Here is a 19,018-nt window from a genome sequence, read left to right as displayed (position 1 = left end):
ACAGGATGCACGACGCCGAGCCCCCGGACCGATCGGGAGCCGGTCAGCGGTCGTAGGCCAACCGTGCCTGGCGGGGCACGCTGCCGAACTTGCCGGCGTGGAAGTCGTTGAACGCCTGGACGATCTCGACCCGCCGGTTCATGACGAACGGGCCGCCCATCGCGACCGGCTCCCGGAGCGGCTCACCGCTGTAGACCATGACTCGCGCCGGGGCCGCACCATCCGCGGCGGTCAGCGCCAGGAGGGAATCCGTGGCGCCCCGGATGGGATCGGACCAGGCCGTCTCACCGGCCCGCAACCTCCTGCCGGCCACCGTGATCTCGCCCTCGACGACGTACGCGAACAGCCGGTGCCGGGCTGGCACCGGCAGCTCGCAGCCGGCGAGCGGGTCGAGGGTGATGATGACGCCCTGCACCGGGTGATGGTTCAACGCCGGCCCGGTGACACCGGCCACCGTGCCGGAGACCACGTCGACGATCACGCCGGGCAGGGTGATGCGCGGCCGAGCGGCGGCGAGGACGTCCTGGTAACGGGTCTCGGCCATCTTCCGCTTCGCGGGCAGGTTCAGCCAGAGCTGCAACGTGTGCGCGTGCTCGTTCCGGTAGGCCAGCTCACGGTGGATGATGCCCCGTCCGGCGGTCATCCACTGGACGTCGCCGACCTCGAGTGCCCCGGCGTTGCCGAGGTTGTCACCGTGCTCGAGTACACCGTCGAGCACGGTGGTGACGGTCTCCAGGCCCCGGTGGGGATGCCACTCGAAACCCGGAGCGGAGAACCAGTCCTCGCTCAGCAGGAGGAAGGGGTCGGTCTGCGACGGATCGGTCGGGGCGATGATGAGCGCCTTGTCGTCGACCTGCGCGTCCGGGCCCAACCGCTGCTTGCGGGTGACCCGGTCGACGGTGCGCCGGGCTGGATGCGGGGCCATGGGGCGTTCCTCCTTGCTCTGCCTGCTGGGCGCCACGCTGGAACGGTCTCGGCGCCTCGGGCTGGGGTGGGGCCGACCCTCAGCGCAGGGCGCGGCCGTGCGAGCGGGCGAGTTCCTCGGCCTGTACGCGCATCTGCGCGGCCAGGTCCTTGAACTCCTCGGATATGGCCGGCAGCAAATTGCTGATGCATCAGCGAAACTACGACCAAGATGCTGACGCGTCAACAAAATCGGGGTAGAGTGTGACGTGTGACCGAACCACGCTGGCTGAACGAGCAGGAGAGCCGCATGTGGCGGGCCTACCTGCGCATGCACCGCGCGGTGGAGGTCGCCATCGACCGGCAGCTCAGCGAAGCGGGCATCTCCCGCCCCGACTACGAGGTGCTGGTGCCGCTCTCCGAAGCCGAAGGGCGGACCCTGCGCGTTCGGTACCTGGCCACCTGGCTCGGCTGGGACCGCAGCCGCATCGCGCACCAGCTACGCCGGATGGAACAGCGCGGGCTGATCACCCGCTCCGAGTGCCCCACCGACGCCCGCGGCACCATGGTCAAACTGACCGACCAGGGCTACGCCGCCGTCGCCGCGGCCGCACCGGGGCACGTCGAAACCATCCGGAACGTCCTCGTCGACCAGCTCAACCAGGACGAGATCGCCCAGCTGACCGCCATCGCCGAACGGGTCGCAGCCGCCACCGGCTGGTCCCAGCTACCCCACCCCGGACCGGTCCCGGAGCGCTGACGAGACCGCGCCGAGGTAGGTCGTGTGCAGGCTCCAGCGCTTCTCGTTGCTCCCAGCCCCTCGCGCCGTGGTCAGTGGGGGCAGGATGTGGCGGATGACCAATCTCGCACCCCGGCAAGGCCTGATGGTTCGCGGCGCCACCACCGCTGACGTCGATGCCATCGGGCGGGTTGCCGAGGCGGCGGGTCAGCGGGGCGAATGGACCGGCGTCGACCCCGCGTACGTCGGGCACCTGCTGCGGTACGGCCGGATCGCCGTTGTGATCGCTGGCGGCCGGATTGTCGGTTTTGGTGCGACCCGGGGCATCCCCGGACGTGACGGCGTGACCTCAATGCTGTGCGACCTATTCGTTCATCCGTCGCACCACGGTCGCGGCTGTGGAAGGGCACTGCTCGCCGAGCTGTGGCCCGAGCAGAACTCCCCCCGGATGACGTTCAGCAGCCAACACCCACATGCGCTACCGCTCTACACGAGCGCCGGCCTGGGCGGCTGGTGGCCGCTGCTGTACCTGACCGGTCACACCGTGTCGACGCCCGCTCGCTGGACGGTCGAGTCGTCCACACCCGAGGCGGTCAGCACGCTTGAGGCGGCCTGGACGGGCATCGATCGCCGCACCGACCATCGCGCCTGGGCGCGGCGGCCGAACGGGATGGCAATTGTCGCGAACCTGGATGGTCGCCCCTGTGCTGCGGGCACCGCAGCAGGGGAAGGTGACGGCTTCGGTCTGGTGCACCTGGCAGGGGATCCGCGTCTTCACGACGCCCAGGCGGCGGACAGCGTGCTGGCGGTGCTCGCCGCGCTCGAGACCGCCGGCGGCAACGCCCGGGTGTGCCTGCCGGCGCCACACCCGGCTGTCCGGCCGCTGCTGGCAGCCGGATGGCGGGTAACCAGCATGGACCTGTTCATGGCGACACACGCCATGCTGCTGGACCCGCACCGCGCCGTTCCGTCGCCCGCTCTCGCTTGACGGCGCTGCCCCTGACGGGCGGCGTCGCCCGCTCCGGCCCGCGCCCGTTGCGCGTACGGGCACGTCGATGTGGTGTGATCTCGAGGCATGAAGGTCAGGGTCGTCGGTGCCGGTGTGGTGGGCTTGACCTGTGCGCTCCGTCTGGTGCAAGCCGGTCATGAGGTCGACGTGGTCGCCGCGCAGCTGGGGAACAGCACCACATCCTCGGTCGCCGCGGCGCTCTGGTACCCCTACCGCGCCTACCCGGAGGCGGACGTGACCCGATGGTCGGCGACCACCTACGAGGTGCTGTGCCGCCTGACCTCCGACCCGTCCGCCGGCGTTCGGATGCGCCTCGGGCGGGAGTTGTTCCGCCAGCACACCGCCGACCCGTGGTGGCGGGGGGCCGTTCCCGAACTGGGTCGGGTCCCCGACGAGCGACTGCCGACCGGCTACGTCGACGGTTACGAGCTGAGCGTTCCGGTGGTGGACATGGCGATGCATCTGCCCTGGCTGCACGGCCAGTTGGAAACGGCGGGGGTCACCGTCCGGACGCGACACGTGGACGATCTGGCCGGGGCCTTCGACGACGTGGACGTCGTGGTGAACTGCCCCGGGCTGGGGTCCAGGGAGTTGATCCACGACCGGACGCTGACGCCGGTGCGGGGACAGGTCATCGTCGTCGCGCAGGTCGGCCTGACCGAATGGCTACTCGATCAGAGCGTCCCGGAACAGCTGACCTACGTCGTACCGAGGAGTGACACCGTGCTGCTCGGCGGCACCGCCGAGGAGGACGACGAGGAGCTGAGCGTCCGGCCGGAAACGACCGCGGGCATCCTGAAACGGTGCATAGAGCTCGTACCCGCGCTCGAGAAGGCCCCCATCCTCAGCCAGCGCGTGGGCCTACGTCCCGGGCGCCCGAGCGTCCGGCTGGAAACCGGGTTCATCGACCGCGGCCCGGTCGTGCACTGCTACGGCCACGGTGGGGCGGGCGTCACCCTGTCGTACGGCTGCGCCGAGGACGTGGCCGCACTCGTGTCAGGACTGTCCTGACCCAATACGTGGCGGCTTATACCCCTAGATCATCGGCGGCCCTCGCCAACCGTGCAGGTGACCTATGGTCGAGATCATGCGCCTCACCGCCGTGCAGATCTATCCCGTCAAATCGCTCGGAGGCACCGGCGTCGGGCAAGCCACGGTCGAGCCGTGGGGCCTGCGCCACGATCGGCGCTGGCTCGCCCTCAATCCAGACGGCAGCTACCTGACCGCGCGCAACGAACACCGCATGCTCGGCGTCAGCGCCGCGCCGGCCCTCGGTTCGATCACCCTCACCGGGCTGGACGGTTCCACCCTCGCCGTCCCTGAACCGACATACGGGCAGTTGGTCACCACCACCGTCTCCCGCTTGGACACCGTGAGGCTGGCCTACGAAGAAGCCCATGAATGGCTCTCGGCCCAGTTCCAGCGCCCGTTGCGGCTGGCGTGGCTCGACGACCCCCGCCGCCGGCCGGTCGCCACCAACCACGGGGGCCTCCCCAGGCGACCCCACTGAACCTGTCCGACGCCGGTCCACTCCTCGCCGCCACGCTGCCCTCACTCCACCAGCTCAACGAATGGATATCCGAGGGCGCCGCCGAACGCGGAGAGCAGGCACCGCAGGCCCTGCCGATGGCGCGTGGACGAGCTCGAGGCGGTGGCCGGCATCGCGGACCCGGTGAGCGGGCCCGTCGCGCCGGCGAGCTCATCACCGAGCACCAGCGCGTGGCCTTGGCCCTCGCCGAGATCCGGCGGCCCGCGCTCGAGTAGGCCGAGGCCTGGGACGAATCAGCGCCACGGTGCGCGCAACTCGCCTCGGGATCTGGCGTAGAGATCCCAGCAGGCGGGCGCGGACCGCAACGACTCTCGCTGGTCCTGGCAAAGGCAACGGTCCCGGCAACCTAGCTGGTTGATCAGACGCCGCTTGCCTCGAGCGCCTTGAGCAGTGACTCTGCGCCTTCCTTGTCCAGCGACGGGTACTTGAGTAGCAGCTTCTTGCCCTCACCGCCGATCGACAGCGTCACCGACGTCATGACTGCACGCTTGACGTCCGCGACCGACAGGAGTGGCCGGGGGATGTTGCCGACGACCTTCGCGGTGGGGCGGCTGGTTAGCCAGTGCGGCTCGAGCAGCAGCAGCCGCTGGTTGGTCAGCAGCACGTAGTAGGCGTTATTCAGATTCACGCCGGACAGCACCGTCGAGGCGGCGGCCAGGGCGGCATTGCGGGCGAGCGAGACCTGGCCAAGGCGGGCTCGACCGGTCGCGGCCGGCGTCTCACCAGGGTTGAGGAGTGGGGTTGCGGTGCGGATCAGGGCATCGTGCAGCTTCTGTCTCATGTGGTCTCCCGTGGCCCGATCCGTCTGGGGCCTCGCGACCTCCGCCGGCGTCGGGGTGTAGTCATCGCACATGACCGGAGAGTATGCGCGCCGTCAAAGCGGCGATTAGCCCGACTCGCGAGAGGGGTTCTGGCCGTCCACATCAGCCGCGCATAATTCCCGGCGTGGACGAGGGCGAGGGGAGAAGCCGGCCGAACCGGCCGCGCTGCCGGGCGTGATCGTCTTCGAGGTGGCCACCGCGGCGGGTCGGCGCGCAGCTGCGCTACAACGGCGGGCCGCGGCTCGACGAGATCCGGTACGCGGTGCGGACCGTACAGGGGCCCGGGCTACCCGGGCGGTAGCTGCTCCCACCCGTCGGCCGCCCCAAGCACCCCGATTGCCGCCCCGTCGTCCTCCGACTCGCGGTGCTGGCTGACCAGCTTCGCCGCCAGGCGAACCTCCGCCTTGACCTCCGCCCTCTTCTCGTCGACCGACAGCCAGACGTAGGCCGCGTACCCCTCATGAGGGAGGGCGGAACAGGATCGACGGGGAGTGGTCGTTCGTCCAGACACTGCGGCATCTGGTGATGGCGACCGACCTGTGGTTCGGTCAGGCGGTACTGGGCCGGGAACGGCCGTACCACCCGCTCGGGTTGCCGGCGACGTTCATCACGAACGGTGCGGACCTCGGCATCGACCTGGGTGCCGATCCGAGCTTCGCCGAGGTGGTGGCGGTCCGGGCCGGCCGCATGACCGAGGTACGGGAGTTCCTCGCCACCGTCACCCAGGAGGACCTGGACCGGGTACGCGAGCCGAACGCCCCGCCCGGCTGGCCGTCGCCCGGCCCTCGCGCCGCCTCGGCGTGCCTGCGGGTCATCTTCAACGAGGAGTGGGCGCACCACAGCTTCGCCGTCCGCGACCTCGCCGCGATGGGATGACCAGACGCCTCGCGCTGTTGAGTCATGCTGATCAGTCGCGCGGGGACGGCGGACACCCCCGCAGGACCCCGGTGCCAGAGAGCACGCCCGAATCGGGTGCTGCCGCCGGCCGTACGGGAACCGTGGCACGCCAGCCCGGGTCCAACCGTGACCTTCGACGACGAGGATGGGGGTCATGCGATTGCGTCTGGTGCCGGCTGTGCTCGCCGTGGCCGGCAGTGTACTGGGAATGATGGTGGCGGGCTGCGCCGATCCGTCCGGTACAACGCCGGTTCGCGCCGGCGCCGCCGTGGAGACGGCGCCCGCGCCGACACCCACCGCCGGGGGCCGCCGCGCGGACGGCGTGGTGCAGACGGCCGGGTGCGCCTTCGCCACGACCACCCCGGCCATGGAGATCAGTGGTACGCCGCAGCCGGAGAACCAGAACCGGCTCGATGAGGTGGCCAACAGGCTCAACCCTGTCGCCAGCTCCCGCTTTCCCGACGTATACGCCAGCGTCGAGCTGGTCCAGATCCGTGACCGGATTCTGGTACGCCGCAAGCCGTCGGCGAGCTTCGACGCGTGGGTGCTGCGCGACTTCGCCAGGGACTGCGTCGAGATCGTGGACGCCCGGTACTCGATTGTCGAGTTGGGGGCCCGCGCGGACCGCATCTCGGCGGACATGGCGTACTGGCGCAGCAGGGGTGTGCAGATCAACATGATCGGGCCACGGCCCGACAAGGGCGACATCGAGGTCGGCGTGCCCGATGTGGACAAGGCGAAGAAGTTGCTTCCCGCGTACTACGGACCCGGGGTGCCGCTGGAGATCGTCAAGGCCGAGCCGGTGACGTTCTGAGCCGCCGAGCCGCCGGAGAAGTGGAGATTGCGTACCTGTAGCGGCATCCGCATAGCGCGAGGCCGGCCACGTGCGCGGACAGGAGATTCGATAATCTACATTATGTAAAGTCAAGTGGGCGGGACCCTCCCCGGGGAAGCAGCCCCGGTGCCTTGACGAGATGCGTCCGCCACGCGGCCGTTCCCGGTTGGCGAGGAGCCGCTCCGCGCAGGTAACCGCGGCCACCTGCCACGAGGTGCGGCGGCTCGGCCAGCCAGCTCCGGGTGTGCCGCGCCCGCATCAGCACTTCGACGCCTGTGGCAGCACATCCGTCAGTTCTCGACGGGCGCCGACGTCTGCCTCCTGCCAGGGTGACCCGCTCCCCGGGTGGTAGTCGGCTCGGCGCTGGTCGCCACGCCGCGGTTGCCGCACGGCGCACCGCGCCAGACGCGCCCTGGGCCGGAATCCCTGCGTTTGGAGCCACTGCGGAAGACGTTCGTGCTCTCCCCCGACTTTCGGGGTGACGGAAACGCGAAAGTCGTGCATAATGTCCCTTATGCATGACAAAGCGGGCGAATCGACAGGACGGTTGATCGAGGAGTTCCTGACCGACCGGGCCACCCGCAAGCCGTCCCCGCACACCCTCGCGGCGTACCGGCGGGATCTGACCATCATCGCGGCCCTGACCGGCACCGACGAGACCCCTCCCCTCCCCCTCGACCAGGTGCCGATCACCGCGCTCTCCCCCCGGATCATGCGGGCGGCGTTCGCCCGGTTCGCCGCTGCCCGCGCCGCCGCCTCCGTCCACCGTGCCTGGTCCACCTGGAACAGCTTCTTCACCTTCCTGGTCGCTGAGGGCGTCGTCGCTGGAAACCCGATGCCGGCGGTGGGCCGGCCGCGCGCCGCGCTCCCCCGGCCCAAGCCGCTGCGCGGCGAGGACACCCCGGAGGAGTTGTTGGCCGCGGTCGCCGGCGCGGCGGGGCGGCAGCGAGACCCGTGGCCGGAGCGGGACCTGGCGGTGCTGGCCCTGGCGCTCTGCGCGGGGCTGCGCCTGTCCGAGCTGCTGGCGCTGCGGGTGTCGTCGGTGGCCGGCCGGGACGGTGAGCGGCGGGTGGACGTCGCCGGCAAGGGCGGGCGTCCGCGTACGGTGCCGATCGAGGCGGGGTTGGACCGGGTGCTGGCGGACTACCTGGACACTCGCCGGCGGCGGTTCGGTGCGCGCAGTGTCGGGCCGGACGCGCCGCTGCTGGTGGACCGGCGGGGTGAGCCGCTGCGTCGGGGTGGCCTGCAGTATCTGGTGGAGTCGTGTTACCGACGGGCGGGCATCGGCGATCGGGTGCCGAAGGGGGCGCGTCTGCACGCGTTGCGGCACACGTTCGCGACCCGGCTGGCGGAGGACGGGGCGAGCGCGGCGGAGATCATGCGACTGCTGGGGCACGCGTCGTTGGCGTCGTCGCAGACGTACATCGAGGTGACGGCGGGTCAGCAGCGCGCGGCGGTGCGCTCGAACCGCACGAACCGTACGTTGGCGGGTCTGCTGGGTGGGCGCGCTGTCGGAGGTGGGGGTTAGTGCTGGCGGTTGCCGCTGCGGCGGCCCGGTCGGCGGGCTATTCGTTGCTTTCGAGGAGCTGTTTGAGGTTCTGGTAGCTGTTCGGTGCTTGCTGCCGTGCTTGCCGGCGGACCAGTGGCACCAGGGGAAGGCCGATCCCGTGGCCCTCGAAGTCCAGTGTGAATGTGGCGCGGGAGCTGGTTCCGTTGTCGGTGGGCACCACGGTGATCGTGGCGTGCGGACGGATGGGGCCGTCGGTGCCTCGAGCGGCCCAGCTGTGCGGCGGGTCGTTGTGGGTGATCTGCTGGGTCATGGTGCGCTCGGCGCCCCTGATCCGGCGGGTGGTGGTGAACCGGGAGCCGTCCAGCAGGTGCACCTTGACGACGTCGTGCTGCCATTCGGCGAACCGCGACGGGTCGGTGGCGTAGGCGAAGACCTCTTCCGGTGGACGCGCGATCTCGATGGTGGAAACCAGTGGTGCCATCGTCCCTCCTTTGTTCCCCATGTTCGCTGGTATCCGTCAGTGCTTTGACGGTCAGGGTGTCACGTCTGCGCGGACGAGGTAGCCGCTGCTGTGCTCGCACCGGGCCGGCGTGCCCGGACAGGCGCCTGCGTCAGCTCACCGTTGGTGGGTTGGGGGCCGTAGGTGGCAAACTCCGGCATTCCGGCGTGCGCTCCGAGGTCTGACCGTGATGCTGCAGCTATGCGAGAGGTAGCTGATGTCGTGGTCGTGGGCGGGCCGGCCGACGGACGCACGGCCACTGTCGTACTCGACGACCGTGGGCAACCACCGGCCGAGCTGCATCCGGGCGAGATCGACGTCGTCGGGGACGGCTTGTACGTGCGAGCGGCCGTCGCCGGCTCCGGGCCGCCCTGGACCTATCACTGGCAGGCGGCGACCAGTTGACCGGGCGGACACGGCAGGTCGGTCTCGACGCGGTCGGTCGGGGCGGTGCCGGCGGTCGATGTTCGGCGCGGAGGAACAGGGTGGGTGACGGCGGTCAGGCCGGGTGCCGCCGGGTCGATCTCAGTAGTCGTAGGACGCCTGCCCCGGCCAGGTAGGCCAGCAACGCGACCGGGGGAATGCCCAGTGGCTCGGGCGTGGACATGCGAACCGCGTTGTTGATCAGCAGGCCGAGGACCACACCGGCGTATCCGCCGATGGTGAGGACGGTACGGCTTCTCCCCGGTCGGCTCTCGTGCTGCCGGTCGGGGATGGTCTCCGGGCGGTGACCGGCGGCGCGTGCCTCGATCGGTCCGAAGATGGCCAGTAGTCCGAGCAGGATGACAGTGAGGCTCAGCAGCCATGGCACCCGCCAGGCCCACCAGGTTCCGGTGCCGACGGGTGGGGCGGGCAGCCAGTGTGCGGCGTTCAGAGCGGCAGTCAGGGGCAGCACGGCGCTGATGTGCCACAGGAAGATGGTCAGCACGACGGCGTTCACCCCGATGACCGTCCGCCAGGGTCGCCCGCGGCGCAGCCATCGTTGAACTGGGCGGTACAGGAGCAGGATGACTCCGAGCTGGAGGGTTGCCAGGGCGAGCAGTGCGAGGCTTGGCGGTGAGGAGTTGTCGAGTTCTCGCTCGCCGGGCGTGGTGAGCATGCTGACCGGGTAGGGGCCGACGACGGTGAGGAGCAACAGCGCGCCGAGGCCCACGGCGGTCAGGGTCACCGCCAGGGGCCAGCCGATCGGCAGTTGTCGGGCGAGAAGTCCGCCTCGTTCGGTGGCCGCTCGTGGGCCCGTTGCCGATGGGAGGGTGGTGGCGTAGCGGTCGTACCAGGCGAAGCCGATCTGGTGGATGACCAGCCAGCCGAAGAGGAAGTTGCCTGCGGAGAGCGGTCCGTGGCCGCGGAGGCGGCCCACGTCGCCGGCGGCCACGAGCGCCACCAGCAGCAGCGGTACGAGGAATCCGAGACGGCGGTGCAGCGCGTACATCAAGGGTGTCAGGCCGACGACGGCGACGTAGGCGCAGAGGAACCACAGCGGGATGGTGGCGAACGAGACCGCTGTCCTGGTCTCGGTCGGGTCGGCTCCGAGCAGCCGGGCCAGGAGGCTGCCGGCGAACAGCGTGCCGAGCAGTAGGGTGCTCGGGCGGATCAGCCGGGCGCTGCGGTCCAGCAGCCAGTCGGTGGCGGTGTCACCGCGGGCCTGAAAGGTGGTCAGGGAGGCGGCGTTGGCGAAGCCGCCCACGAGGAAGAAGACCGGGATGACCTGGAAGATCCAGGTCAGCGGGTGTGCCCACCGCAGCTCGGGGGTCGCCGAGTAGCCGGTGACGTGACCGGCGCGGTCGTATGCGATGACGGTGTCCGTCCAGTGGCCGTAGACCACGAGGATGATCGCCAATGCGCGGAGCAGGTCGATGTATCGTTCCCGACCGGCCGGCGTCCGCGTGGCGAGCCGACGCACACGGTCCATGCCCCGCTCCTGTTCGTGGCGTGGCGGCGCGGCGTCGAGCTGCTGACGCAGGGGCAGGGCTTCATGTTCTCAGAAGCGGCGGGGCGTTGTTCGGCTTTGTCTGACTTGAGGGGACTTGTTGCAGGATGCGGGTGGGTGACGCTCGGCTGGTCGCGGTCGAGTGGGTGCGCGAGCACTTGCGGCGGGACCCGGGCGTGGAGGGGGCGTTCTTCAGCGGGTCGACGGTGGGGTTGCCGGCCGACGCGGTGTTGCCGGCGTCGTCGGACGTGGACGTGCTGCTGGTGCGGGACGGTTCGGGCGGGAAGCTGGGCAAGTTTCGGCACCGGGGGGTGCTGTTGGAGGTCAGCGCGGTCAGCTGGGACGAGCTGGGTGGGCCGCAGGACGTGTTGGGGTCGTGGGTGTTCGCCCCGTTCTTCCGTACGGACACGGTGATCGTGGATCCGACGGGCCGGTTGGCGGCGGTGCGGGAGCGGGTGTCGGCCGGGTACGCGGATCCGGTGTGGGTGCGACGGCGGATGGCCGGGGTGCGGCGGCGGATCGAGGAGGGGTTGCGGCGGTGGGACGACGCCGCGCCGCTGCACGATCAGGTGCTGGCGTGGTTGTTCCCGACGTCGGTGTTGGCGTTGCTGCCGGTGGTGGCGGGGTTGCGGGATCCGACGGTACGGCGGCGGTACGTGCGGGCGCGGGAGGTCCTCACCGGGTACGGGTTCGCCGACCGGTGTCCGGAGTTGCTGGCGTCGCTGGACGGCGGCGGGGTGGGTCCGGGGCGGGTGCGGGAGCATCTGGCCGGGTTGGCGGTGGCGTTCGACGAGGCGGCGCGGGTGGCGCGTACCCCGTTTCCGTTCCGGGCGGATGTGAGCGCGGCGGGGCGGCCGGTGGTGGTGGACGGCAGCGCGGAGCTGATCGGGGCGGGCGCGCACCGGGAGGCGATGTTCTGGATCGTGGTGTCGTACGCGCGATGTCACGCGATCCTGGCGGCGGACGCCCCGGGGCGGGAGCGGGCGTTGCGGCCGGCGTTCGCGGCGGCGTTGGCGGATCTGGGGGTGGCGTCGGCGGCGGACCGGCGGCGCCGGGCCGGCGAGCTGCTGGGGTCGTTGCCGCGGTGGCAGGCGGTGGCGGATGCGGTCGCGCAGCGCGCTGTGGCAGGCTGAGGCGGACGCGACTGGCGGCACGGGGATGGCAGCAACCATCGGGGAGCTCGTCGCGGGGGTCGACCGCCTGGGCCTCCGCGGGCGAGGTGTGTCATGTCTTCTTCGGGTGCGACGGCTCGGCTGCTGCCGGGTGGGCCGGTGGCGGAGCGGGTGCTGGCGGAGGTCGCCGAGAGTGTGGCGGCGCTGCGCGCGGCGGGGGTGACGCCGGCGTTGGCGACGGTGCTGGTGGGTGACGACGACGCGAGTGCCGGATACATCCGGATCAAGCAGCGGCAGGCGGCGGAGCTGGGGTTCGCGTCGCCGCACGTGCATCTGCCGGCGGCGGCGTCGCAGGCGGATCTGCACGCGGCGCTGGAGGACTTCAACGCGGACAAGGCGGTGCACGGGGTGCTGGTGCAGCATCCGGTGCCGGCGCGGTTGGACTATGACCGGGCGTTGGCGGTGCTGGATCCGGACAAGGACGTGGACGGGATGCACCCGGTGAACATGGGTCGGCTGGCGTTGGGGTTGCCGGGTCCGTTGCCGTGTACGCCGGCGGGGATCGAGGCGTTGCTGGCGTTCCACGGGGTGCCGGTGGCGGGCCGGGAGGTGGTGATCCTGGGTCGGGGTGCCACGTTGGGTCGGCCGTTGGCGATGCTGCTGGCGCAGAAGCGGCCGACGGCGAATGCGGCGGTGACGGTGGTGCACACCGGGGTGGCGGACTGGCCGCGGTACACGCGGCGGGCGGAGATCCTGGTGGCGGCGGCGGGGGTGCCGGGGATCGTGCGGCCGGAGCATGTGCGGCCGGGCGCGGTGGTGGTCGGCGGTGGGGTGCGTTACGAGGGGCGGCTGCTGCTGCCGGACGTGGACGAGTCGTGTGCCGAGGTGGCGGGGGCGATCACGCCGCGGGTCGGTGGGGTGGGTCCGACGACGGTGGCGATGTTGTTCCGTAACGCGGTGCGGGCGGCGCAGCGGGCGGCCGGGCTGGATTGAGCCTCAGGTGAGGGGGCGGCCGAGCCAGCTGGAGAGCCAGTCGAAGGCGGGGCCTTCGGCGGCTTCCCAGACGGCCATGCTGTGGCCGCCCCCGGCCACGTACGCGGTGGTGACGTCGAGCGGGGGGTGGGCGAGGCGGCGCAGGGTGTCCGCGTCGTGGTGGGCCTTGTGGTCGGCGGAGCCGCTGGACAGGTAGAGGGCGACGGCGGGTTGGGGCAGGTGGCGCAGCCGCCAGGCGTCGTCGTTGAGGGTGTGTTCGGTGCCGTCGCCGATGGTGATGCCGGGTTCGGCGTAGCCGGAGAGGCTGGCGGCGGTGGCGTAGCGGTCGGGGTGGCGCAGGGCGAGGTTGGTGGCGCAGTAGCCGCCGGCGGAGTAGCCGATGAGGCCCCATCCGGCGCGGTCGGTGCGTACCCGCAGGCGGGCCTCGGCGGCGGCGGGCACGTCGACGGTGAGGAACGTTTCGGCCTTGGGTCCGTGGGTGAGGTCGGTGCATTCGGTGTCGAGCAGGGCGTCGGGGGTCTGCGGGGGGAACAGCACGACGGTGGGGGCCATGCGGCCGGCGGCGATCTCCTGGTCGAGGTGGTGGGCGGCGGCGAGCCGGTTGGTCCAGGAGGCGGGTGAGCCGGGGAAGCCGTGCAGCGCCTCGATGACCGGGAAGCGTGCGGTGGGCTGCTGGTGGTAGGCGGCGGGCAGGTAGGCGCGGACCGGGAGGGTGAGGCCGCTGGCGGTGCCGGTGACGGTGAAGGTGAACAGCCGCCCGCCGGGGCCGGTGGGTGCGGTCACGGTGGCGGTGGCGTCGTGGCCGGCGCCGGCGGTCCAGGTGGTGAAGGTGTCGACCTGCCGGTTGATCCAGATGCCGGTGGCGGCGAGGGCGGTGGTGAGGCAGAGGACGCCGGTGGCGGTGCGCCGGGCGGCCCGGCGCACGCCGGTGCCGTGGTCCCAGGTGGTGGCGAGCAGCAGGGCGGTCAGCACGGCGGCGGCGGTGGCGGTGAGGGCGGCGGCGAGGCTGTCGGGGGCCATCGTTCAGCCTCGCCGATGGTGTGGCGCGCGGGGCGGGTGGTCGCGGGGTGGCGGGGGCGGCGGGATGAGCGCGGGGGGTGCGCCCAGCGGCGCGGGGGTCTGTCGGCAGGCCCAGGCCAGGGCGGCGGCGAGCCGGTCGCCGGGGCGGGTGGGCGGGCCGAGGACGGCGAGGGTTTCGGTGCTGGGCAGGTCGGTGGGGGCTGGTTGCCGGTCGGGGACGGGTGCGTCGTCGAGCAGGACGAGGGTGGGATAGCGGGTCGGTGCGGCCCGGACGACGGCCCGGGCGAGCGGGGCGAGGCCGGTGGGGGCGACCAGAGCCCAGCTGTGGGTGGTGACCCGCAGGTCACGGGCGAGGCTCGTGGGCAGGCCGTCGGTGAGGATGTCCGGGGTCGCGGTGGCCCGTAGGTGGGTGAAGACGAGGACGGTCGGCCCGGCGTGGTCCTCGGCGGCGTGGGCGGCGGCGGTTTCCCGGGCGGGGTCGGCCTGGTCGGTGAGGACGACCACCGGGTACCGCCAGGTGGGGTGCCGCGGGTAGTCGGCGGGGACGACGACGGTGGGCGCGGCGGTGAGCGGCCAGCTGGTCCAGCGGGGCGGGTGCCAGGCGAAGCTGACCGGGTCGGCGCGGGTGAGGGCGGCGCGGGCGGTGAGCCAGCGGTCGAGGCGCCCGGGCCGGGTGGCGGCGGTGTGCTGCCGGGTGGCGTCGGCGGGCAGCAGGTCGGACCAGGTGGGATAGAACTGCTCGGCCCGGTTGGCCGCTACGCCGACGGTGAGCAGGGCGAGGGCCTCGGTGAGCAGGAGGGCGGCGGCCCGGGTGAGGGCTCGCCGGCGGCCGGGCCGACGCCAGGTGCGGGCGGTGACGGCGGCGGCGCCGGCGGCGGCGGCGCCGATCAGGGCCAGCAGCGGTAGGCCGGTCAGCGACATCGGCTGCCCTCCCCTCGTCTCACCATCGCTACCACGCGGTGCGGCCCGGCCGGTGGTGTTTCGCGGCCGGTCCCCGCCGTGGTGGTCGCCGCCGACGGTAGGTGGTGCGGCTGGGGGTCAGCTGCGAGCGCCGAGGTCGACCACGAGGGGCCGGTGGTCGGAGATGGTGGACAGCGGGGTGTCGACGGCGGTGACCGGTGGCAGCCGGTCGAGGCCGCGCCGGTCGGCGAGGATGTGGTCGAGCTGGACGCGGGGTTGCCCGGCCGGGTAGGTGGGGCGCCGGCCCAGGGGTCGCCAGCCGGAGAGCAGGCGGACCGGACCGGCGGGCAGGTTGAGGTCGCCGAGGAGGATGCGCGGGGCGGGCAGGGTGCGCAGGGCCCGCACGACGCGGCGTAGTTGCAGGACGTTCCAGCCGGGGACGAAGGACAGGTGGGTGGCGGCGACGGTCATCGGCCCGTGCGGGGTGTCCAGTACGGCGGCGAGGACGACCCGGGGTTCGTCGCGCAGCAGGACCAGTCCTCCGCCGGGGCCGGGCACGTAGACCGGGGAGCGGACCGGGGCGGGGCGCAGGCGGGTGACCTGCCAGGAGCGGACCGGGTGTCGGCTGACCAGGCCGACGCCGTAGCGGGGTTCGCCGTGTCCGTCGTCGTCGTGGGTGAGGGGGCGGAACTGTTCGCCGGGGGTGCCGACGACGGCGGCGGCGAAGTGGTGTTCGGGGGCGTCGAGGGCGCGCGCGGCGATGGCGGTGAGGTCGAGGTTGCCGCTGCGGCTCTGGTCCCGGTCGACTTCCTGCAGGGCGAGGACGTCGGCGTCGAGGGCGGCGACGGCGACAGCGAGCCGGTCGGGGTCGACGAGGCCGTCGGTGAGGGACCGGCCGTGCAGCAGGTTGAAGGTGGCCAGGCGCACCAGCACACCCTACGTCCGCGTGGCAGGCTGGCCGGGTGCTGAAGGCGTTGGTCTGTTCGGTGCTGGTGTTCGTGGCGGTGGCGTCGGTGGGCGTGTGGTTGCGGCGCCGGCGGGGGCGGTGAGCCTGGCCACAGGAGGTCTCGTCGGGCCGGTGGTGCTCGGCAGAATGGCCGCCCGTGGATCCTCTGTCGCTGACCACCTTGTTGACCGCGGCCGCCATGGCGGGCTGGGTGGATGCCGTGGTCGGCGGGGGTGGCCTGTTGCTGTTGCCGGCGTTGCTGGTGGCCGCGCCGGGGGTGCCGGTGGCGACGGCGTTGGGCACGAACAAGCTGGCCGCGATCTTCGGCACGTCGACCGCCGCGGTGACGTACGGCCGGCGGACGAAGCTGGACTGGGCGGTGGCCGGGCCGGCGGCGGGGTTGGCGGTGCTGACCGCCGGGCTGGGCGCGGTGCTGGCCGGGTCGGTGCCGGCGGGGGCGTACCGGCCGGTGGTGCTGGTGGTGCTGCTGTCGGTGGCGGTGTTCGTGTTGACCCGGCCGCGGCTGGGGGTGCTGTCGCGGCCGGAGCGGCGCACCCGGGCGCGGGTGGCCGCGGCGGTGGCGGCGGCCGGGTTGGGCATCGCCCTGTACGACGGGTTGATCGGCCCGGGCACCGGCACGTTCCTGGTGTTGGCGTTCACCGCGCTGATCGGGGCGGACTTCGTGCACGCCTCGGCGATGGCGAAGGTGGTCAACGCCGGCACGAACCTGGGCGCGCTGGTGGTGTTCGCGGCGACCGGGCACGTGTGGTGGCTGCTGGGCGCGGCGATGGCGGTGTGCAACGTCGCCGGAGCCGCGCTGGGCGCGCGGATGGCGTTGCGGCGCGGCTCCGGCTTCGTGCGGGTGGTGCTGCTGGTCGTGGTGGCGGCCCTGGTGGGCAAGCTCGGCTACGACCAGTGGGTGGCGGGCTGACGCCGGCTCAGGCGTGCCGGACCACCTCGTCGTAGTCGAGGCGGGGCAGCCGGGGGAACCAGGCGTCCGGGCCGGGCTTGCCGATGTTGACCACGAGCAGGGACCGCCAGCTGCTGTCAGCGAAGAATTCCTTGTCCAGGCCGTCGGCGTCGAAGCCGGCCATCGGGCCGGCGGCGAGGCCGGCGGCGCGCACGGCGAGCAGCCAGTAGCCGATCTGCAGGGTGGCGTTGAAGCGGGCCATCCGCTCGCGGGCCACCGCGTCGGCGGCGAGGCCGTCGCGCATCTGCGGGCGGATCGGGAAGACCCGCGGGACGAACTCGTGGAAGTCGGTGTCGGCGGCGAGGACGGCGACGACCGGCGCGGCGGCGGTCTTGGCGCGGTTGCCCTCGCTCATGTGGGTGAGCAGTCGCTCGCGGGGCTGCCCGTCGCGGATGAACAGCACCCGCAGTGGCTGGGTGTTGGCGGCGGTGGGCGGGTACTTGGCGAGTTCGAAGATGGCGCGCAGCTGCTCGTCGCTGACCGGCTCGTCGGTGAAGGTGTTGGCGGTGCGGGCGTCGGTGAACAGCTGGGCCTGCGCCTCGGGGTGCAGGGTGATCAGGTCGCTCATGGGTTCCTCGCTCTTCGCTTGCCGCTCCTCAGCCAGGAGCGACTAGCTTTTTAGTAGTGCCTTTCGGGTCGAGGGTAACCCGTATCCTGGAGTGGTGACAGCCAGGCCTGGGGTGGGCGACACGCCCCGCACGTGTGATCAGGGGCTGGCCCAGGCCTTCGCGTTCCTCGGCAAGCGGTGGAACGGGGTGCTGCTGGGCACCCTCGCCGACGGCCCGGCCGGCTTCGCCGAGCTGGCCCGCGCGCTGCCCGGGATCAGCGAGTCCGTGCTGTCCGACCGGCTCGGCGAGCTGTGCCGGGTCGGCCTGGTCTCCCGCACGGTCCGGGAGGGCCCGCCGGTCGGGGTCAGCTACCAGCTCACCGACCGCGGCGCCGCGTTGGCGCCCGCGCTGGAGGCGCTGGCCCGCTGGGCGCACGAGAACCTGCCCGCCGCACCGGGACGCGGCGGCGGCTGCTGACCGCCGCCGTGTGATCATCACCGGGTGCCCGTACGCGCCGAACACGACCGCGCCGCCCTGGCCGAGCTGCTGGCCCGGGACCCGGTGCTGCACGCCTACCAGCTCGGCGACCTGGACGACTTCTTCTGGCCGTACACCTCGTGGTACCGCCGCGGCGACCAGGTGGCGCTGCTCTACCACGGCGTCGACCTGCCGACGCTGCTGGCGTTCACCACCCCCGAGCGCACCGGGGAGCTGGCGACGCTGCTGGGCGAGCTCGCTCCGGTGCTGCCGGCCCGGCTCTGGGCGCACCTCTCCCCCGGCCTGGACGCCACCGTGGCCCGCTGGTACGAGCTGTCCGACCCGGCCCCGCACCACCGGATGGCGTTGACCGACCCGGCCCGGCTGGCCGAGGCCGCCCCCGCCGGGGAGCTGCTGGACCGGGGAGACCTGCCGGCGCTGCTCGACCTGTACGCGGTCGCCTACCCGGGCAACTGGTTCGACCCGCGGATGCTCGACACCGGCCAGTACGTGGGGATCCGCGAGGACGGCGAGCTCCTGGCGGTCGCCGGGGTGCACGTCTGGTCACCCACCTGGCGGGTGGCCGCCCTGGGCAACGTCACCACCCATCCCCGGGCCCGCGGCCGGGGCCTGGCCGGCGCCGCCGTGGCCGCGCTCTGCGCCCGGCTGCGCGACACCGTCGACCACGTCACCCTCAACGTCCGCGCCGACAACACCGCCGCCGTACGCCTCTACGAGCGGCTGGGCTTCACCCGCGTCGCCGGGTTCACCGAGTGCGGGCTGCGCCGCCGCCCGTCGGTGTGACGCCGGCCGCGGCTAGAGGCCGCGGCTGGGCGAGTGGAACCGGCCGGCGCGGATCTCCCGCAGCGCCCGGCGGCGGCCCTCGCCGTGCAGCGTGTCCACGTACAGCCGGCCGTGCAGGTGGTCGGTCTCGTGCTGCAGTGCCCGGGCCAGGAAACCCCGGCCGGAGATGGTCAGCGGCTCGCCGTGCTGGTCGAAGCCGTGCGCGGTGGCCTGCATCGCCCGCCGGGTCGGGAAGTAGAGCCCGGGAATGGACAGGCAGCCCTCGTCGTCGTCCTGGAGCTCCTCGGACAGCTCCAGCGTCGGGTTGACCAGGTGGCCGCGGTGGCCGTCGGCGTCGTAGACGAACACCTGCGCGTTCACCCCGATCTGCGGGGCGGCCACCCCGGCCCGGCCCGGCGCGCCGAGCAGGGTGTCCATCAGGTCCTGCACCAGCGCGCGCAGTTCGGCGTCGAAGCTGGTCACCGGCTCGCAAGGGGTACGCAGCACAGGGTCGCCGATGATCCGGATCGGGCGCATAGTCATGCCCGGAAGGCTATCCGGCCGTTACCCGGGTTGG

23 protein-coding genes and 1 riboswitch are annotated in these 19,018 nt (G+C 72.3%); of the genes, 13 read left to right on the top strand and 10 right to left on the bottom strand.

The features are described from left to right. Positions 1–43: 43 nt before the first annotated feature. Positions 44–925, bottom strand: coding sequence for a pirin family protein (locus Q2K19_RS27825; RefSeq protein ID WP_302765081.1), 882 nt, complete (start codon positions 923–925; stop codon positions 44–46). Positions 926–1,174: 249 nt separating this feature from the next. Between Q2K19_RS27825 and Q2K19_RS27820 the strand changes: the two genes are divergently transcribed. The 4 genes from Q2K19_RS27820 (at position 1,175) to Q2K19_RS27805 (ending at position 4,161) form a co-directional block, all read left to right on the top strand. Further along, positions 1,175–1,663, top strand: coding sequence for a MarR family winged helix-turn-helix transcriptional regulator (locus Q2K19_RS27820; RefSeq protein ID WP_302765080.1), 489 nt, complete (start codon positions 1,175–1,177; stop codon positions 1,661–1,663). 94 nt (positions 1,664–1,757) lie between these two features. Beyond that, positions 1,758–2,630 (top strand): GNAT family N-acetyltransferase, encoded by an 873-nt coding sequence (locus Q2K19_RS27815; protein WP_302765079.1) that lies wholly within the window; start codon positions 1,758–1,760, stop codon positions 2,628–2,630. Positions 2,631–2,717: 87 nt separating this feature from the next. Beyond that, entirely contained in the window at positions 2,718–3,662 is a 945-nt protein-coding gene (locus tag Q2K19_RS27810) for an FAD-dependent oxidoreductase (protein WP_302765078.1), read from the top strand. Positions 3,663–3,726: 64 nt separating this feature from the next. Continuing rightward, entirely contained in the window at positions 3,727–4,161 is a 435-nt protein-coding gene (locus tag Q2K19_RS27805; RefSeq protein ID WP_302765077.1) for an MOSC N-terminal beta barrel domain-containing protein, read from the top strand. Positions 4,162–4,558: 397 nt separating this feature from the next. On the opposite strand, the gene Q2K19_RS27800 is transcribed toward Q2K19_RS27805, so the two are convergent. Both Q2K19_RS27800 and Q2K19_RS27795 read right to left on the bottom strand, forming a co-directional pair. Further along, positions 4,559–4,981 (bottom strand): hypothetical protein, encoded by a 423-nt coding sequence (locus Q2K19_RS27800; RefSeq protein WP_302765076.1) that lies wholly within the window; start codon positions 4,979–4,981, stop codon positions 4,559–4,561. 326 nt (positions 4,982–5,307) lie between these two features. Beyond that, on the bottom strand, positions 5,308–5,532 hold the full coding sequence (locus tag Q2K19_RS27795; protein WP_302765075.1) for a hypothetical protein: 225 nt from the start codon (positions 5,530–5,532) through the stop codon (positions 5,308–5,310). A 14-nt stretch (positions 5,533–5,546) separates the two neighbouring features. Here Q2K19_RS27795 and Q2K19_RS27790 point away from each other — a divergent pair, with 14 nt between their 5' ends. From Q2K19_RS27790 to Q2K19_RS27780, 3 genes are all read left to right on the top strand, one after another. Continuing rightward, positions 5,547–5,897 (top strand): DinB family protein, encoded by a 351-nt coding sequence (locus Q2K19_RS27790; protein ID WP_368046115.1) that lies wholly within the window; start codon positions 5,547–5,549, stop codon positions 5,895–5,897. A 175-nt stretch (positions 5,898–6,072) separates the two neighbouring features. Then, positions 6,073–6,732 carry a hypothetical protein gene (locus tag Q2K19_RS27785; protein ID WP_302765074.1) on the top strand — a complete coding sequence of 220 codons (660 nt, stop codon included), beginning with the start codon at positions 6,073–6,075 and terminating at the stop codon, positions 6,730–6,732. 535 nt (positions 6,733–7,267) lie between these two features. Then, positions 7,268–8,281 carry a tyrosine-type recombinase/integrase gene (locus tag Q2K19_RS27780; RefSeq protein ID WP_302765073.1) on the top strand — a complete coding sequence of 338 codons (1,014 nt, stop codon included), beginning with the start codon at positions 7,268–7,270 and terminating at the stop codon, positions 8,279–8,281. A gap of 37 nt (positions 8,282–8,318) precedes the next feature. Here the strand turns inward: Q2K19_RS27780 and Q2K19_RS27775 are convergent, their stop codons facing one another. Beyond that, positions 8,319–8,744 carry an SRPBCC family protein gene (locus tag Q2K19_RS27775; RefSeq protein ID WP_302765072.1) on the bottom strand — a complete coding sequence of 142 codons (426 nt, stop codon included), beginning with the start codon at positions 8,742–8,744 and terminating at the stop codon, positions 8,319–8,321. A 219-nt stretch (positions 8,745–8,963) separates the two neighbouring features. Between Q2K19_RS27775 and Q2K19_RS27770 the strand changes: the two genes are divergently transcribed. After that, positions 8,964–9,167: a hypothetical protein gene (locus tag Q2K19_RS27770; protein ID WP_302765071.1), complete on the top strand. Its 204-nt coding sequence runs from the start codon at positions 8,964–8,966 to the stop codon at positions 9,165–9,167. Positions 9,168–9,261: 94 nt separating this feature from the next. Here the strand turns inward: Q2K19_RS27770 and Q2K19_RS27765 are convergent, their stop codons facing one another. Beyond that, a complete protein-coding gene (locus Q2K19_RS27765; RefSeq protein ID WP_302765070.1) occupies positions 9,262–10,674 on the bottom strand; it encodes an acyltransferase family protein in 1,413 nt (470 codons plus the stop codon). 125 nt (positions 10,675–10,799) lie between these two features. Between Q2K19_RS27765 and Q2K19_RS27760 the strand changes: the two genes are divergently transcribed. Together Q2K19_RS27760 and Q2K19_RS27755 are read left to right on the top strand one after the other, a co-directional pair. Continuing rightward, positions 10,800–11,825 (top strand): hypothetical protein, encoded by a 1,026-nt coding sequence (locus tag Q2K19_RS27760; protein WP_302765069.1) that lies wholly within the window; start codon positions 10,800–10,802, stop codon positions 11,823–11,825. Continuing rightward, positions 11,823–11,905: riboswitch (ZMP/ZTP riboswitch) on the top strand. (Overlaps the previous gene by 3 nt.) A gap of 13 nt (positions 11,906–11,918) precedes the next feature. Beyond that, positions 11,919–12,797 carry a bifunctional 5,10-methylenetetrahydrofolate dehydrogenase/5,10-methenyltetrahydrofolate cyclohydrolase gene (locus tag Q2K19_RS27755; protein ID WP_302765068.1) on the top strand — a complete coding sequence of 293 codons (879 nt, stop codon included), beginning with the start codon at positions 11,919–11,921 and terminating at the stop codon, positions 12,795–12,797. Positions 12,798–12,800: 3 nt separating this feature from the next. Here the strand turns inward: Q2K19_RS27755 and Q2K19_RS27750 are convergent, their stop codons facing one another. The 3 genes from Q2K19_RS27750 to Q2K19_RS27740 form a co-directional block, all read right to left on the bottom strand. Then, complete coding sequence (locus Q2K19_RS27750; protein ID WP_302765067.1) at positions 12,801–13,817, bottom strand: alpha/beta hydrolase; 1,017 nt, start codon at positions 13,815–13,817, stop codon at positions 12,801–12,803. 3 nt (positions 13,818–13,820) lie between these two features. Continuing rightward, positions 13,821–14,738, bottom strand: coding sequence for a hypothetical protein (locus Q2K19_RS27745; protein ID WP_302765066.1), 918 nt, complete (start codon positions 14,736–14,738; stop codon positions 13,821–13,823). Positions 14,739–14,855: 117 nt separating this feature from the next. Beyond that, positions 14,856–15,644, bottom strand: a complete 789-nt coding sequence (locus Q2K19_RS27740) for an endonuclease/exonuclease/phosphatase family protein (RefSeq protein ID WP_302765065.1) — start codon at positions 15,642–15,644, stop codon at positions 14,856–14,858. 230 nt (positions 15,645–15,874) lie between these two features. Between Q2K19_RS27740 and Q2K19_RS27735 the strand changes: the two genes are divergently transcribed. Then, positions 15,875–16,594, top strand: coding sequence for a sulfite exporter TauE/SafE family protein (locus Q2K19_RS27735; RefSeq protein ID WP_302772773.1), 720 nt, complete (start codon positions 15,875–15,877; stop codon positions 16,592–16,594). A 7-nt stretch (positions 16,595–16,601) separates the two neighbouring features. Here Q2K19_RS27735 and Q2K19_RS27730 read toward each other — a convergent pair whose 3' ends face one another. Further along, positions 16,602–17,201: a malonic semialdehyde reductase gene (locus tag Q2K19_RS27730; protein WP_302765064.1), complete on the bottom strand. Its 600-nt coding sequence runs from the start codon at positions 17,199–17,201 to the stop codon at positions 16,602–16,604. 94 nt (positions 17,202–17,295) lie between these two features. Here Q2K19_RS27730 and Q2K19_RS27725 point away from each other — a divergent pair, with 94 nt between their 5' ends. Next, positions 17,296–17,658: a winged helix-turn-helix transcriptional regulator gene (locus Q2K19_RS27725; protein WP_302765063.1), complete on the top strand. Its 363-nt coding sequence runs from the start codon at positions 17,296–17,298 to the stop codon at positions 17,656–17,658. 24 nt (positions 17,659–17,682) lie between these two features. Then, positions 17,683–18,462 (top strand): GNAT family N-acetyltransferase, encoded by a 780-nt coding sequence (locus Q2K19_RS27720; RefSeq protein ID WP_302765062.1) that lies wholly within the window; start codon positions 17,683–17,685, stop codon positions 18,460–18,462. A 12-nt stretch (positions 18,463–18,474) separates the two neighbouring features. On the opposite strand, the gene def is transcribed toward Q2K19_RS27720, so the two are convergent. Further along, positions 18,475–18,984, bottom strand: coding sequence for a peptide deformylase (def, locus tag Q2K19_RS27715; protein WP_302765061.1), 510 nt, complete (start codon positions 18,982–18,984; stop codon positions 18,475–18,477). Between the last annotated feature and the right edge of the window lie 34 nt (positions 18,985–19,018).

Source organism: Micromonospora sp. NBRC 110009, from assembly GCF_030518795.1.
Taxonomy (GTDB): Bacteria; Actinomycetota; Actinomycetes; order Mycobacteriales; family Micromonosporaceae; genus Micromonospora.
This window is presented reverse-complemented; position numbering and strand designations above follow the sequence as displayed.

Coding starts and splice junctions, on each gene's coding strand:
- Q2K19_RS27825 (WP_302765081.1), bottom strand. CDS start 925: ATGGCCCCGCATCCAGCCCGGCGCACCGTCGACCGGGTCACCCGCAAG.
- Q2K19_RS27815 (WP_302765079.1), top strand. CDS start 1,758: ATGACCAATCTCGCACCCCGGCAAGGCCTGATGGTTCGCGGCGCCACC.
- Q2K19_RS27810 (WP_302765078.1), top strand. CDS start 2,718: ATGAAGGTCAGGGTCGTCGGTGCCGGTGTGGTGGGCTTGACCTGTGCG.
- Q2K19_RS27805 (WP_302765077.1), top strand. CDS start 3,727: ATGGTCGAGATCATGCGCCTCACCGCCGTGCAGATCTATCCCGTCAAA.
- Q2K19_RS27800 (WP_302765076.1), bottom strand. CDS start 4,981: ATGAGACAGAAGCTGCACGATGCCCTGATCCGCACCGCAACCCCACTC.
- Q2K19_RS27790 (WP_368046115.1), top strand. CDS start 5,547: ATGGCGACCGACCTGTGGTTCGGTCAGGCGGTACTGGGCCGGGAACGG.
- Q2K19_RS27785 (WP_302765074.1), top strand. CDS start 6,073: ATGCGATTGCGTCTGGTGCCGGCTGTGCTCGCCGTGGCCGGCAGTGTA.
- Q2K19_RS27780 (WP_302765073.1), top strand. CDS start 7,268: ATGCATGACAAAGCGGGCGAATCGACAGGACGGTTGATCGAGGAGTTC.
- Q2K19_RS27775 (WP_302765072.1), bottom strand. CDS start 8,744: ATGGCACCACTGGTTTCCACCATCGAGATCGCGCGTCCACCGGAAGAG.
- Q2K19_RS27770 (WP_302765071.1), top strand. CDS start 8,964: ATGCGAGAGGTAGCTGATGTCGTGGTCGTGGGCGGGCCGGCCGACGGA.
- Q2K19_RS27765 (WP_302765070.1), bottom strand. CDS start 10,674: ATGGACCGTGTGCGTCGGCTCGCCACGCGGACGCCGGCCGGTCGGGAA.
- Q2K19_RS27760 (WP_302765069.1), top strand. CDS start 10,800: ATGCGGGTGGGTGACGCTCGGCTGGTCGCGGTCGAGTGGGTGCGCGAG.
- Q2K19_RS27755 (WP_302765068.1), top strand. CDS start 11,919: ATGTCTTCTTCGGGTGCGACGGCTCGGCTGCTGCCGGGTGGGCCGGTG.
- Q2K19_RS27750 (WP_302765067.1), bottom strand. CDS start 13,817: ATGGCCCCCGACAGCCTCGCCGCCGCCCTCACCGCCACCGCCGCCGCC.
- Q2K19_RS27745 (WP_302765066.1), bottom strand. CDS start 14,738: ATGTCGCTGACCGGCCTACCGCTGCTGGCCCTGATCGGCGCCGCCGCC.
- Q2K19_RS27730 (WP_302765064.1), bottom strand. CDS start 17,201: ATGAGCGACCTGATCACCCTGCACCCCGAGGCGCAGGCCCAGCTGTTC.
- def (WP_302765061.1), bottom strand. CDS start 18,984: ATGACTATGCGCCCGATCCGGATCATCGGCGACCCTGTGCTGCGTACC.